14 protein-coding genes are annotated in these 14,103 nt (G+C 52.3%); 7 read left to right on the top strand and 7 right to left on the bottom strand.

The genetic code is table 11. The annotated features are described in order from the left end of the window. Positions 1–334 precede the first annotated feature (334 nt). Positions 335–1,267: an alpha/beta hydrolase gene (locus EKM96_RS05915; protein ID WP_125641124.1), complete on the bottom strand. Its 933-nt coding sequence runs from the start codon at positions 1,265–1,267 to the stop codon at positions 335–337. Between the two features lie 74 nt (positions 1,268–1,341). Next, a complete protein-coding gene (locus EKM96_RS05910; RefSeq protein WP_125641121.1) occupies positions 1,342–2,136 on the bottom strand; it encodes a tyrosine-protein phosphatase in 795 nt (264 codons plus the stop codon). A gap of 186 nt (positions 2,137–2,322) precedes the next feature. Here EKM96_RS05910 and EKM96_RS05905 point away from each other — a divergent pair, with 186 nt between their 5' ends. Beyond that, positions 2,323–3,243 carry an alpha/beta hydrolase fold domain-containing protein gene (locus EKM96_RS05905; RefSeq protein ID WP_225417643.1) on the top strand — a complete coding sequence of 307 codons (921 nt, stop codon included), beginning with the start codon at positions 2,323–2,325 and terminating at the stop codon, positions 3,241–3,243. Positions 3,244–3,481: 238 nt separating this feature from the next. Here the strand turns inward: EKM96_RS05905 and EKM96_RS05900 are convergent, their stop codons facing one another. Beyond that, entirely contained in the window at positions 3,482–4,138 is a 657-nt protein-coding gene (locus EKM96_RS05900) for a hypothetical protein (protein WP_125641118.1), read from the bottom strand. A gap of 77 nt (positions 4,139–4,215) precedes the next feature. Continuing rightward, positions 4,216–4,941: a gamma-glutamyl-gamma-aminobutyrate hydrolase family protein gene (locus EKM96_RS05895; protein WP_125641116.1), complete on the bottom strand. Its 726-nt coding sequence runs from the start codon at positions 4,939–4,941 to the stop codon at positions 4,216–4,218. Positions 4,942–5,088: 147 nt separating this feature from the next. Here EKM96_RS05895 and EKM96_RS05890 point away from each other — a divergent pair, with 147 nt between their 5' ends. From EKM96_RS05890 to glpK, 3 genes are all read left to right on the top strand, one after another. Next, positions 5,089–5,334, top strand: a complete 246-nt coding sequence (locus EKM96_RS05890; protein ID WP_125641295.1) for a DUF3110 domain-containing protein — start codon at positions 5,089–5,091, stop codon at positions 5,332–5,334. A 72-nt stretch (positions 5,335–5,406) separates the two neighbouring features. Continuing rightward, on the top strand, positions 5,407–6,054 hold the full coding sequence (locus tag EKM96_RS05885; protein ID WP_225417641.1) for an endonuclease III domain-containing protein: 648 nt from the start codon (positions 5,407–5,409) through the stop codon (positions 6,052–6,054). Between the two features lie 135 nt (positions 6,055–6,189). Beyond that, positions 6,190–7,707 (top strand): glycerol kinase GlpK, encoded by a 1,518-nt coding sequence (gene glpK / locus EKM96_RS05880; protein WP_125641113.1) that lies wholly within the window; start codon positions 6,190–6,192, stop codon positions 7,705–7,707. 99 nt (positions 7,708–7,806) lie between these two features. Here the strand turns inward: glpK and EKM96_RS05875 are convergent, their stop codons facing one another. Further along, the gene (locus tag EKM96_RS05875; protein ID WP_125641110.1) at positions 7,807–8,664 is read right to left on the bottom strand and encodes a DUF368 domain-containing protein; all 858 of its coding nucleotides are present in this window, start codon (positions 8,662–8,664) and stop codon (positions 7,807–7,809) included. A gap of 205 nt (positions 8,665–8,869) precedes the next feature. Between EKM96_RS05875 and EKM96_RS05870 the strand changes: the two genes are divergently transcribed. Then, positions 8,870–9,613 carry an SDR family oxidoreductase gene (locus EKM96_RS05870; RefSeq protein ID WP_125641107.1) on the top strand — a complete coding sequence of 248 codons (744 nt, stop codon included), beginning with the start codon at positions 8,870–8,872 and terminating at the stop codon, positions 9,611–9,613. A 399-nt stretch (positions 9,614–10,012) separates the two neighbouring features. Here the strand turns inward: EKM96_RS05870 and EKM96_RS05865 are convergent, their stop codons facing one another. After that, positions 10,013–10,453 (bottom strand): DUF2628 domain-containing protein, encoded by a 441-nt coding sequence (locus EKM96_RS05865; RefSeq protein WP_125641104.1) that lies wholly within the window; start codon positions 10,451–10,453, stop codon positions 10,013–10,015. A gap of 81 nt (positions 10,454–10,534) precedes the next feature. After that, positions 10,535–12,010 carry a 23S rRNA (uracil(1939)-C(5))-methyltransferase RlmD gene (rlmD, locus tag EKM96_RS05860; RefSeq protein ID WP_125641101.1) on the bottom strand — a complete coding sequence of 492 codons (1,476 nt, stop codon included), beginning with the start codon at positions 12,008–12,010 and terminating at the stop codon, positions 10,535–10,537. A 199-nt stretch (positions 12,011–12,209) separates the two neighbouring features. Here rlmD and EKM96_RS05855 point away from each other — a divergent pair, with 199 nt between their 5' ends. Continuing rightward, complete coding sequence (locus EKM96_RS05855) at positions 12,210–12,863, top strand: ABC transporter ATP-binding protein (RefSeq protein ID WP_125641098.1); 654 nt, start codon at positions 12,210–12,212, stop codon at positions 12,861–12,863. Continuing rightward, positions 12,860–13,618, top strand: coding sequence for an ABC transporter permease (locus EKM96_RS05850; RefSeq protein WP_125641095.1), 759 nt, complete (start codon positions 12,860–12,862; stop codon positions 13,616–13,618). Before EKM96_RS05855 ends, EKM96_RS05850 begins: the two co-directional genes overlap by 4 nt. Positions 13,619–14,103: the final 485 nt, after the last annotated feature.

Raw genomic sequence — 14,103 nt, 5'->3', positions numbered from 1 at the left:
GGCAATGAACGAAAGAAGAATCAGAACAAGAAAATCGCGGCAGCCTTGGTAAGGGGCTGCCGCGGTTTTATTCATGAGGAGTGAGCCACTAGGGGGAGTGACTCATTTTGAGGGGGTGGATAGGCTTGAGGGGTCCTATCCAGGGATTGCGATTCTCTGGGGAGGAGAATCTTAAAAAAAGGGATTGGAAGTAGATTTTGACTAGTAATAGCTATTGGCTAATTACTATGATGATAACTATACCCCCAGTTTGTGAATAGAAAAGGGGGCATTCCGTGACGACTTTTTGATTAATTTATAAAGGAAATCTAAATTGTGAAGATTTCGTCCGGAATTACTTAAAGTAGGTCGTCAAGAACTCTTCAACGTGTTCCTGGTAGCGTTTTGGATTAATCCAAAAACTTTCGGCATGTGAAGCATTCTTCACAATCCATAATTGTTTTGGTGCATGCGTGGCGGCATAGTTCTCGTAGGCCATGCCCACGGGAACGTAAACGTCCTTGTCACCGTGGATAAACAGGATTGGCCGCTTATTCTTGGCCAACTGTTCGGTAGCGGAAACATCACCCAGGTAGTAGCCCAGTCGGCGCTTGGAAATCGTGCTGACGAGTGGCTCCAATGGGTATTTTGGCAGGTGGAACTGGCGCTTCAACAGGTAGGTCAATTCGGCCTCGATGCTGGAGTAGCCACAGTCGGCGATGATCGCCTTAACCTGCTTGGGCAGGCTCTCGCCGGAGAGCATTTCCATCGTGGCGCCCCCCATGCTAACGCCAAACATCAGGATCTTGACGTCTTGTGACGACCGTTCGATGACCTGGCGAATCCATTCTTGATAGTCCAAGCGATCTAACCAGCCAAAACTAATGTATTTGCCGGCACTCTCGCCATGGCCACGGTCATCGGGTAGGAGGACATTAAAGCCAAGTTGGTGATACATCTGGGCAAAGTTAGCCATGGTTTCACCGTTTCCCTTGTAACCATGGGAGATGATGACGGTCTGTTGGCTAGGCGTTTCCGCTGGAATATATTCCGCGACCATCCGGTTATTGGGATCGTGTTCGTGCAGGAACCATTTTTCCTTCTTAACCTTTTTATACCAGTCGACATAGGCATAGTAGGCATCGGCATACTTCTGTTTGTCGGCAGAAGTTTCTGGCACGTAGTTGACGCGCTTGAAGGCAAAGTTGAACAGTCGCTCACTGGCAATGAGGGAAGTGGCCGCAAGTCCCGCTAAGGGAAGGGCCCAAGTCAGTGTTGATTTCTTCATAAAAACATCAAGTCCTTTCGTCGTGAATGAGGTAAAAAACCAGACTATCCTTGGCGGCTAGTCTGGCATGGAAGTTAATCCAAATAGAGTTGCTTTAATGTTTGTAGGTCGCCCCGGGAGAGTCCCAGAACGTCGTGTAAATAGTCGAGCGTGCCACCATATTGCGTATTAATCAGTCGCATCGCTGTATCGAAATAGTCATCATTAACGGTATAGAGTGCCCGAATATTGGTCACGAAGGCCGCCGATTCACCGCGAGCCGCCGCAGCGGTTGTGGTTTCGTTGATGTGGTCGGCCGACGTCTGATTGGTCATCAGATAGTCGTGACGAATGGTCTGGGGATCAACGCCCAAGGCACTCAGCACGAAGAAGGCCGCCATCCCGGTCCGGTCCTTACCGGCGGTACAGTGGAACAGGACGGATTGACCGTCGCCCTCGTTTCGGAGGAGTTCCGCTAGAAAGTCGTGGTAGGCCTGTTGCGCAGAAGGCAATGTCACCATCTGTTCATAGACGTCAAGCATGTGGCGATAGCCGGCCTGGTCATCTGCCGAGAAGCGTTCCTCCAGTTGAACCTGTGATGCCGAGGCATCGGTCTCGTCATCCGCTGGGAAAACGGGGGTGAACTGGTAGGTGACGCCAGCGGGAACCTTGTCGGGCGCCTGCTTTTGTTCATCGCGAGAACGAAAGTCGACATCGGTTTTGACACCGTAGTCGGTTAAATGCTGCAGGTCTGACGAGGTGAGGTTGGCGAGTCCGGCCGTCCGCAACAGCTTGTGCCACTTCACGGTGTGACCATCGACGGTTGCATAGCCACCAAGTTCTCTAAAGTTGACACCGCCCTGTACGTCTAATATCCGGTCGTTAGCCATTGACTCAGCCATCCTTTCGTTATTCGGGTCGTTAAGCCACTTAATTAGGTGGTTAACTAGTAAATCCCCGATAGTTTCTCATCCCTCTTATTCTAACGGTTTTGGGAATTTTTGCCTAGTAATTGATTCTTGGGAAGCCTTTTTCGAGGAAACGCTGTATACTGGCTGTATGAGTGCAGAGAGTTGATGAAGGCAAAAGATAGGGTGATCGTCGTGAGTTTGCAAGGGAAATGGTTACTTTTTAAAACCCGGCATAGCCAGCTGAAACAGCAGATGCAACAGGCTTTTTCTCAACCGAGCCGAAAAAATCGGGCAGTCGTGCCCGCAAAATTCCCTGATAATATGGTGACCAAAGAACGAGAAATCTTCGATGGCCGCATTTTAACCGTGGATTCGGGCGCGCCGTTAACCCAGCACGTCCTATTGTTTCACGGTGGTGCCTACACCTTACAGGGAACCAAGCGTCACCGGGATCTGATGGTGAATCTAGTCGATCAGGCCAATCTGCGGGTCTCCTACCTCGACTATCCATTAGTTCCGGAGGCCACTGTTAACGAAACGGTCATCTTCGCCATGAACGCCTACGATTACCTGCGGGCGCAGTATCCGGACGACCAGTTTTTCTTAATGGGTGATTCGGCCGGCGGGGGATTGGCATTGACCCTCCTCCAACAGCTGAAGGAACACCAAGAACCACTGCCTGCCGGGACCATCCTGATTTCACCGTGGACGGATCTCAGCATGATGAATCCAGACCTGAAGAATGGGGCCAAGACCGACCCCTTCCTGACGTTGGCCACGATGAAACGCATTGGGTTTCAATACGCCGGGGATCATCCGGTGACGGACCCATTGGTCAGCCCACTCTACGGTAACTTCGAGGGGTTAGGCCCCATTCAGTTGTACTATGGTACCAATGAATTATTGGCGGCCGATGACAAACGGCTCTTACAGCACCTGAATGGTGCGGTTGGAACCGAGGTTCAATCATTTGAAATGAAATCGATGCTTCATGACTACATTCTCTGGGAGAAATTGCCAGAGACTAAACGAACCTTGCGGCAAATCCGGCAATTCATTTTGACCGGCGCAGTCGACGAGGTTTAATACGATTAAGGACCAAGTTGCCGATGGCACTGGTCTTTTTTTATTAAGGGGGGCGTGTTGATGAAACGATTGGGGAAATTTCTCGCAGGGATCATTGAATGGTTCACCATCACCTCGATCTTTGAACTCATGGTGGCGATGGTTCTTGACGGTTACTCGTGGCTTAAGGGGCGACGGTAAAATGGCGGCAATCAAAAACGGCCGAGGATGATGTTCGTCATTCTCGGCCGTTATTTAGTTAAACGTCAACATGATGTTTTAATTGGGGGAAGACATGGAAGTCGGCCCAGGCCATGACAATGCCTTGCGTGATCAATGCCCAAACGGTCCCAAAGCCGATGGCGTGAAGCTCACCGGTAAAGTACCAGGATAAAATAATAATGGTCAACGGTGGAATGTAGCTGGCCCATTGGGCGATGACGGCCGATCCGTGAAGGAACTTAAAGCGGAGAATGTAGGCCAGGTCATCGTTGGGATGCATGATGATGTTGCAACGTTGGTAGATCGACACGGCAAAAGCCACACCGAAGAGGCCAATGATGTCGACGATGACCCGTCCCGTCAGGTTGAGGCGGCCGACGCCAATCCAGTTCCAGAAGTACCCGATCCACTCGACCAGGTAACTAAATGGCACGATGTAGAGTAGATTTGAAACGAAACGCCGGCGGTCGAAGGTCCCCAGTAGGACTTGGTTCAGGATGGTAATGACGATCCCGTAGCCGAAGAGGGTCGTTCCCAAGGGCACGTTAATCCAGTTAGACAGGTTCACGGATGACCCGGTCCAAACGGCACTCCCAAGGTTGGTTGAAATCGTGAGGGCGTTAGCGGCGGAGTTCAGAAAAATCGAGAATGCTAAAAAGCGCATTCGCTGTCCAAAGTCCTGCATTTTTGCCACGTGATTTCACCTCGTTAAATTTAGTCTAGTTTCTAGTTTAATGGAACCGGTCTCACAATGAAAGGTCTTTCTGAAAATTAAGCCCGGTCGGCGGCGCGTTTGATCAGGTTGGTGAAAATGCCCATCGCCGTTTGGTCGTGCTTGAACAGGTTTTCGGGATGCCACTGGACGGCCAGAACCTGGTCGCTCGCGGTGGATTCCACGGCCTCGACCACTTGGTCATCGGCCCGGGCCGTGACGGTTAGGTCCGGGGCGATCGTCTTGGCAGCCTGATGATGTCGGGAATTAACCAAGAGTCGTTTACCGGTAATCTCGGCGAGGTGGCTCCCCGGTGTTACCGTGGCGTGATGGGTGACCTGATTACCAAACGCGGCCTGGCTGTGTTTGATCTTGGCGTTGGGGTCCTCGGTGAGATCCTGATACAATGTTCCACCAAGCGTGACGTTAATCAGTTGGAGCCCCCGGCAGATTCCCAGCACGGCCTTGTTATTGTCGATGGCCGCGTGTAAGAGGGCCATCTCAAAGAGGTCCCGCTTGCGATCGGTCTTGCCCAACAGAACGTGGGGCTCCTCCTGGTAGAAAGTTGGATCGACATCGGCACCACCAAGAAAGGCCACGCCATCGAAGAGCGACAGATAGTCGGGCACCAGATCGGGATCGACGGTTGGTAGAATCACGGGGATGCCCCCGGCGGCAACGATGGCCTCGACCACTGGTCGGGGGGCAAACGCCGCGTTTCGTTCGTTAATAATATTGGTGGCTTCGCCGAGGGTATCGGCGGGTAAAGCAATTCGTTGACGCATGGCGTCGCTTCCTTTCAAGCATTGAATGGACTAAGTATAACCATGGCCTAGTAAATTTGTCACCCCTTGGCTGACGAAATAGTTCACAAACAGAGGGATTAACTCTATAGTAGAGTAGTAGAATAAAATTTAAGCGAGGTAAACATGATGACAGAACGACAGTTGATTCAAGAGATTTTGAATAGTGAAGCGGTAGTGTACAGCTTTGAAAACGTCGATGAGGATTCAAAGGAATACACGCTTTTATTGACACGCCAAGACAAAGACGTACGGCCAGTGGAAGAGATTAACGATGAAATCAAGGCGTACTTCCAAGATGCCGGCTTTGACTATCAAGAAGAACTAAACCCTGCAGGCGACGGTGATATTCGTTTGGTTATCAAGCGAAACTAAGTTGCGAACAGTGAAAGTGGTCAGCCACGACTCTTGTGGCTGATCATTTTTTATTTTGAAGGAGGAACCCCTGTGAACGTGCAAGAACTTTATCAAATCATGGCTAAGGCGATGGGACCTCAGCCCTGGTTGCGTCCCGGAACACCCTGGGCCGAGACTCCCGTAGAGATTATGTTGGGGGCTATTCTGGTTCAAAACACCAACTGGCGTAATGTTGAACCATCCTTACTGAATTTAAAACGCGTGACCGGGTTCGATCCCGCTAAGCTTCGGCAGCTTGGAGAAGACGAGTTGCTCGACTTGATTCGAACCAGTGGGTTCTATCACCGCAAGGGCGCGGCAGTCCGGGCGCTGGCCGAATGGCTTGGCGCTAATGGGGATGACCTGGACGCCCTGCGGCAACGCGATGGTGTCAGTCTCCGGGCCGACCTTCTGGCCATTACGGGGATCGGCAACGAAACGGCCGATTATATCCTGATGTACACGTTGGATCACGGGGCCTTCATGGTCGACACCTATGCTCGCCGGTTGTTTGGCTGGCTGGGGGCGACCATGCCCAAGACTTACCCGGCCTTTCAGAAGAAGGTCGTGGCCCAACTAGACTTTGAATTGACTGATTATCAAGAATTTCATGCCTTGATTGATGAATTCGGTAAGAAGGTTAAGACGCGGGCAGACTTTGAGGACTCTTTTTTGGCGGGCAAAAGCCTGACCGTTTAATCCTTAAGAAAGTCACAAGCCACGGCAATCATTGAGACAAAATCTGGCGTTCTTCACAAGGGTCATGCTATGATGAACGCAGTGAATTTGTAACCGCTTCCCTAGCGAAGCAGGGATTTGGAGGGAGTTAGACTTATGGCACTCAAGGAACCAGAAAAATACATATTAGCCATTGACCAAGGGACATCGAGCACGCGGGCATTAATCTTTGACCACACTGGTCGCAAGGTCATTGAAGGATACAAGGAAGTTCCACAATACTATCCACACGCGGGTTGGGTCGAGTCGGATGCTAATGAGATCTGGAATAGTGTGCTGTCCGTCATCGCCAGTGCCCTGATCGACGCCTCGATTCATCCGGAAAACATTGAAGCGATCGGGATCAGTAGCCAACGGGAAACCACGATTGTGTGGGACAAGGTGACCGGCGATCCCATCTATCCAGCCATTGGGTGGCAAAGTAAGCAAACGACCAAGTTGGCCAAGGGCCTGATTACGGCGGGGCATGCGGACGCCATTCGTGATAAGACCGGGCTGGTCGTCGATGCCTACTTCAGTGCCACCAAGGTTCGCTGGATTTTAGACCAGGTTCCCGGTGCTCAGGAACGGGCCGAAAAGGGTGACTTACTCTTCGGAACGGTGGACAGTTGGCTTACCTGGAAGCTTTCCGGTGGGAAGGTCCACGTGACCGATTACAGTAACGCCAGTCGGACCATGCTTTTCAATATTCATGACCTGAAATGGGACGCCGACATCTTGAGTTGGTTAAACATTCCCGCCGCAATGTTACCCGAGGTTAAATCGAGTTCGGAAGTCTATGGCGTGACGCAAAACTTCCAGTTTTATGGGGTAGAAGTGCCAATTGCCGGGATTGTCGGTGACCAATCGGCCGCCCTGTTGGGTCAACTGGCCTTGAAGCCCGGGACCGTCAAAAACACTTACGGTGACGGGGCCTTCGTCATGATGAACACGGGGAATGAACCGCAGACATCAAACAATAATTTGTTAACAACGATTGCCTATGGCTTAAATGATGAGATTACCTACGCACTTGAAGGGTCCATCCTGGTGGCCGGAACGGCGCTGGCCTGGCTTCACGAAAGTATGCAGATCATCAGTAACGTTCCCGAATCCCGGCAAGCCGCGATGGCCTCGACCAACGAGGATGAGGTCTACGTGGTGCCCGCCTTTAACGGGTTGGGTGCGCCATACTGGGATGCCGATGCCAAGGGTGCCGTTTTTGGCCTAACGCGGGGGACGAATCGTAATGACTTCGTGAAGGCGACGCTTCAATCGATTGCCTACCAGACGAAGGATGTTCTGCACACCATGACCCAGGATACCGGGATTGATATCACGACCCTGATGGCCGATGGTGGCGCATCGCGGAATCGTTATCTGATGCAGTTCCAATCCGACATCTTGGATATTCCGGTTCTACGGGCATCCGATGAAGAAACGACCGCTATGGGTGCCGCCATCGTTGCCGGACTCGCGGTGGGATTCTGGCAAAGTATCGATGAGGTTAAGGAGATCCGGACCGCTGGACGCCTCTTTGAGCCTGACATGGAATCGGATCGGCGGGAACGGCTATACGCCGGTTGGAAACAGGCCGTGAACGCGACGCGGGCCTTTAAACCTGAACAAGACTAGCCGACTGCTTAGCCGGTATAAAAATAGTTCCGCAAAAACTTTTCTGGTTTTTGCGGAACTTTTTATTTTCTTTTGCGGAGTTGACGATAAGCGCCGCAGTTATTTGTATTTTTCTTCCAGCCGACTCATCCAGTATCCCAGCGCAATCCCAACAATGAGGGCAATCGCGCTCCAGATGAAGGTCATCCAGTTGGCGCCGGCGTACGAAATACTTTCGGCGGCGTGGCTGTTCGGTATCAAAATCAAGACGGTACTAGCCGTCACAATGCCTAGAATGAAATGGTAGACGCGCGAGTGGAAGCGGTGAATCAGATAGTCCATTCCCTTGGAGAAGATGGCCATGGCCAGGCAACCACCAATCGCGATTGGTAGGTAAACGCCCAATAGATCGAGATTCTTGAAGCCGGTTAGCATGGGGGTAAAGAGTCCCAGGATTAAAAGCAGGTTGGAGGGACTGAGTCCGGGTACCAGGACCCCGAGGGCAATCAGGGCACCGGCGACCGTGAAGCCAATGAAATTAGCCGGCAAGGGACCAAAGAGATCACTCATAAAGTAGAGGAGTCCGGCGCTGATCACGAAGGTCGCGCCGAACCAGACCACATCCGCGGTATCGCGGGGGGTCTTTGAACTGGCAGTCTGCATGAGTGCCGGTAGCGTGCCAATAATGGCGCCGGCAAAGCCCCACAGAACGATGACCTGGGCGTGTGCCAACAGGTATTCCAGGGGGGCCGACAGGAGGGCAATCCCGACGATACCGCCGAGGCCGACGGGGACGAAATATAAAAAGTCTTGTTTGAAGTTTTGGCGGAAGTGCGCCATGAAGCCGAGTAGGCGTTCGTAAATGCCAAGAATGGCGGCCAAAACGCCGCCAGAGACGCCGGGTAGTATGAAGCCCAGGGCGATAATGATGCCTTTAAAGAAGCGTTTCACCGGGCTGTCGGGTCGAGTTGTTTGCATCCAATTCTCCTTTGTAGTCGGTTTGATTAGCCCCAAGATACCAGAAAAAATTGGCCGCCACAATTCAAACAGGGTGAATCACACGTTAACTTAAGAAAGTTCGGGAAAATCGTCAAAATAAAAAAGTTTAACCATGAGTCTTGATTTCGAGTCGCTCGAACCTCATATACTAATCGACATCAAGACATAAAGGAGCGATTAAGTTATGACAGTTAAAGATAAAGTTGTTGTGATCACGGGGGCCTCCTCTGGAATTGGGGCCGCTACCGCCAAGTTAATTGCCAGAAATGGCGCCAAGGTGGTTCTGGGTGCCCGGCGGGAAGACCGATTGGCCGCACTAGCCGATGAGATCAAGGCGGCCGGTGGCCGGGCCGCCTACCAGGTGACCGATGTCCGGGATGCCGCAGAGGTTCAAGGCTTAGTTGACCTCGCCAAGTCTACGTTTGGTGGGATTGATGTGATCTTCAATAATGCCGGGATCATGCCGAGTTCCCCAATTAGCGCGCTGCACGTTAAGGAATGGAACGACATGATTGATATTAACCTGAAGGGGGTCTTGAACGGCGTGGCCGCCGTCATGCCCGACTTCACCCGGCAAAAGCACGGCCAAATTGTGACGACCTCATCCGTTGCTGGGATCAAGAGTTTCCCGGGTGCCGGGGTGTACGGAGCCACGAAATTTGCCGTTCGGAACCTGATGGAAGTTATCCGGACCGAAAGTGCCCAAGAGGGAACCAACATTCGGACGGCCACGCTATACCCGGCGGCCATCAACACGGAATTGTTGCACACCATCACGGATACCGATGCCAAGGCGGGGATGGACCAACTGTACGATGCCGTTGGCATTACGCCGGATGCTATCGCTCGCGTGGTGAACTTCGCGATTGACCAACCGGAAGACGTGAACGTTAACGAGTTCACGATCTACCCCACGAAGCAAGCCTAGATCGATGGACAGTCACCGGTGACGGCCGTCAGGAAACGGTTTGTCCAAACTGGCCGTCACGAGACTGGTAATCGAATCGCTTAAAACAGCCGCCCCATTCATTTGAACGGGGCGGCTGTTTTGGCGCTAAGGACACTATAAAAAGGGCAGCCTCAGATGAGACTGCCGCAAGATAGTGTGTTGATCGTCAGTAGCTTCCCGACCTCATCCGGCGTGGGTCATGAGTCCACACTTGCTACTAGACGAGATCGAGGTAGGACAATCCTAAGTTTACTGACGACCAGGCTTAATCATACCAAACTCGTTTGGGATAGGCCACACTAAGGTTTAAAGGACATACCGATTAGCCCAGAAAAAAAGCCAACCACCGGCATAGCCCATGGTTGGTGATTCTTCAGTTTACTTTGGTTGCGTCCAGTAGTGGGCGTGTTCCAGCAGGTCTCGTGACCGTTCATCGGCCGGCATGAAGCCCAGCTTGAACAGGTGCTTGAAGTACATCATGTTATAGATGCTGCCCCACAGGATGCTTTGAGCGAGCGGCACAATCAGTGAGGTGTAATTGGCCAACTGATTGGCGGGTACCAACATGATAATAATCATCGAGGCGGAGATTTCTAGCAATAAGATGCAGAGCAGATTATACCAGTCTGCCCGGAAAATCGTTGGAAATGGGGGAAAGAGGAACATGGTCCACGAGAACCCCACTTTGGCGATCCGCATGTTACCCGTCTCAGGATTGACGACGGTGGCATAATTTGGCGGTAGTGGCAGTCCTTGCGGGCCGTTACCATTTTGATTGTTTTGATCATCGTCGTTAAAGCCCTTGAAAGGATCTTGCATGTCATTGCCAACTTTCTTAATAATTCATTGCGATATTCGTTATTAAAAGTCTAACACGAAAAGCGGTTAGTGCCTATTAATCTATTGACGACGGCTGAGTTTCACGACGGCTTCACAACGGGCCGTCTGTGGCATCATATCGACGGATTGGATGTAGTCCACCCGGTAGTCCTCGGCCAACGTGACCAGATCCTTGGCCAACGTTGACGGGTTGCAGGACACGTAGACGAACTTCGCTGGCCGGATAGCCAGGATGGTGTCCATCAAGGTTTCGTCCAGGCCGGTGCGGGGTGGATCGACCACGATGGCATCGGGATGGAAGCCGGCCATGACCCACTTAGGCAGGAGGTCTTCGGCACTGCCTAATTCGTAGTGGGCGTTGGTGATACCGTTGGCTTCCGCGTTAGCGTTGGCGTCGTCGACGGCTTCGGGGATGGTTTCCATCCCCCGAACCTCTTCGGCGGTGTCGGCGAGGGATAAGCCAATCGTTCCGATACCGGCGTAGGCATCGACAACCGTTTCGCCCGGTTGAAGATCCAGGGCCTTCTTCGTTTCGTCGTAGAGGACTTCCACTTGGTAGGGGTTTAATTGGAGAAAGGCCCGGGCGGAGAGCTTGAATGACAGGTCGCCCAGCTTTTCGGTAATCGTTTCTGACCCGGCCAAATGACGGGTTTCATCGCCCCAAATGAGCGACGTCTCGCCCGGATTGATGTTTTGCATGACGGACGTTACTTGGGGTAACTCGTCGGCAATCCGGGTTAACAGGTCGCGCTTGCGTGGGAGCTTCTGCGAGTTGGTGATGAAGACCAATTGCACGTCGTCGGTGTGAGCGGCGGCCCGCACGACCAGTGTCTTCACGATACCGGAGTGTGCCTCTTCATCGTAAATGGGAATCTCGAGGTCCTGTAACATCCCAACCACGGCGCGCATGACCGTCATGACGGCGGGCATCTGGACGGAACAGGTTGGCAGGTCAACCAGGTCATGGCTGCGTTCGGCGTAGAGGCCGGCCTCTACCTGGCCCTCGGCATTCTTGCGAACCTGGAATTGGGCCTTGTTACGGTAGCCGTAAGGATCGTCCATGCCCAGTGTTGGCCGCAGGTCGTAGTGTTGGTAGCCATAAGGCTTGTAGCGTTCGAGCGATTGGGTCACAACGTCACGCTTGAATTTTAACTGTTCAGGGTAGTCTAAATGTTCCAGTTCGAAGCCACCAACCTCATCGGCGTAGCTATCGCGGGGTTCGACCCGGTGGGGACTGGTCTTACGAATCCGGTGAATCTTGGCACGCAGGAAGCGTTTGGCCACGCTGGTGACCTCGGCAACCACTTCTTCGCCGGTCAAGGCGCCGGGAATGAAGACGGCCATTCGTTTGTAATAGCCGATTCCTTCGCCGTTAATCCCCATGCGTTTGATGGTCAGTGGGAACCGTTGGCCCTCTTCGACCGTGACACTAGGCGTCTCCTGTTGGGGGCGCCGGTGATTGTTGTAGTGGTGGTCGTTGTGATCGTGGCGATCATTCCGGAAATTCCGGTGGTTATTTGACTCAAATTTAGCCATATTTTCTCCTATTGTGTTGTCATTTGTTAAGTAACTTCATCTATTGCATACCGTTACGGTCTTGAACATTATACCAAACTTTGAGGGTGCCCGGGGCGACGGGGATTTTTTAACCAAACGGAGTGCTTTCTGTAGGGATTTGGAATCGTTTTGACTACAATAATGCCATGCGGGAAACGCTTGGGGAGGAGGAGTTCTCATGAGTCTAATTGAACTAGTCGATCTGGGGTATCACGTGGATGATACCTGTATTTTGAAGGAAATTAATCTGACGATTGACCGCCAGGAATGGGTGACCATTGCTGGGCCCTCGGGGAGTGGCAAGTCGACTCTGGTTCGAATTATCGCGTCGTTACTGAGTAAGACCAGTGGTGAACTGAATTTCGATGGTGATCCGATTGAACTCTACGATCCGATTACCTATCGGCGTCGGGTCTCGTACAGCTTTCAACAACCCACGCTCTTCGGCAACACGGTTCAGGACAATCTCCAGTTTCCATATGACATCCGGCAAATGCCCTTTGACCGTGACCGGGCGATCCGGGGACTAGAATACGTGGGGTTAGCGGCTGCCGATCTTGCCAAGCCGGTGGTGGATCTGTCCGGTGGGCAGCGACAACGGGTGGCCCTCTTACGAAACGTGATGATTTATCCGGAAGTCTTGATTCTAGACGAGGTGACCGCCGGATTAGATGAGGAAAATAAAGCCTTCGTTTGGTCGATGATCCGGCACTTTAATGAGGACGATGGCCTGACGATTATTGCGATTACCCATGATCAAGCAGAGATTGCGGCGGCTTCGCGGCTGATAACGTTAACCGCGGGGAAAATCGACGCGGGAGGTGCCCAATGAATCTAGCGGTGAATAATCAATCATTAATGTTGGCGCTAGGGCTCGTGTTGATTGCCCTGGCGATTGGCTGGAAGGAAAAGTTGGGTATCGATAAGGACATGATCATCGGCGTTATCCGGGCGGTCATCCAACTCTTTGTGGTGGGGTATTTATTGAAGTCGGTCTTCAAGGTCGACAACATTTGGCTCACGTTGACGTTGATTCTCATAATTATTTTTAACGCGGGGTACAATGCCAAGCAACGTAGCAATGGTATTCCCGATGCCCTACCGATTTCCATCGGGGCCATCCTGATCAGTACGGCCGTCACGCTGGGTGTCCTGATGTTGGCGGGCGCTATCAAATTCATTCCGGCGCAAATGATTCCGATCTCCGGGATGATTGCCTCGAATTCCATGGTGGCCATTGGCCTGTGCTACCGAAATTTGAACGCCCAGTTCCGCCAAGAACGGCAGGCGGTGTTGGAAAAGTTGGCGCTGGGTGCGGACCTGAAGGATGCCTCCAAGGATATCCTGCGGGACAGTATCAAGACGGGGATGCAGCCGACGATCGATGGCGCCAAGACCGTCGGCATCGTCAGTCTGCCGGGGATGATGTCCGGGTTAATCTTCGCCGGCGTCGATCCCGTTCGGGCGATTAAATACCAAGTCATGGTGACCTTCATGTTGTTGTCCGCCACCAGTATTGGTTCCGTGCTCGCCTGTTACTGGGCCTACAAGCGGTTCTACAATGACCAAAAGCAACTGTTGATCTAGATTTTGACCTTTGGATTTGGTGGCCGTAGGCCACCCTTGTCGCCTTGCCGGTTGGCCAGAGTGATGCTGGAACGCCATGGGCACGGCTTTGAGCCAAAGAGCGGTCTCAAAGGCCGGCCTTTCTCTAAGTCGGGAAGGTCACCCGCCTAAGAGAAATTTCATGGCTGAGCATCTATCTGGCCGCCCTCACGGCTTAGGTAGGCTTAGTGCTTGAACTACAGAGAAGTCTAAACGGTCGCCACGAGTTGGAACTAGTTGTCATACCTGCTGGTTCCAACTCGTGACGACCGTTTTAATTTGATTGGGAATTGTTTGATGGGGTGTAGATCAAGAAGTGACCTACCCAGACGTCTCAATTGAAAAACGACGGGGTGGCCACCGAAGCTCTAGATAAGCCGTCATCAGTTTAGCTAATGGATGAGTCAACGATGAGTATGCAGCCAGGAGTCAGCCCGGGCCCAGCCGTGGAACTGCCTTAGCGGAGG

The sequence above is a fragment of the Levilactobacillus tangyuanensis genome (genome assembly GCF_003946545.1).
Taxonomy (GTDB): domain Bacteria; phylum Bacillota; class Bacilli; order Lactobacillales; family Lactobacillaceae; genus Levilactobacillus; species Levilactobacillus tangyuanensis.
This window is presented reverse-complemented; position numbering and strand designations above follow the sequence as displayed.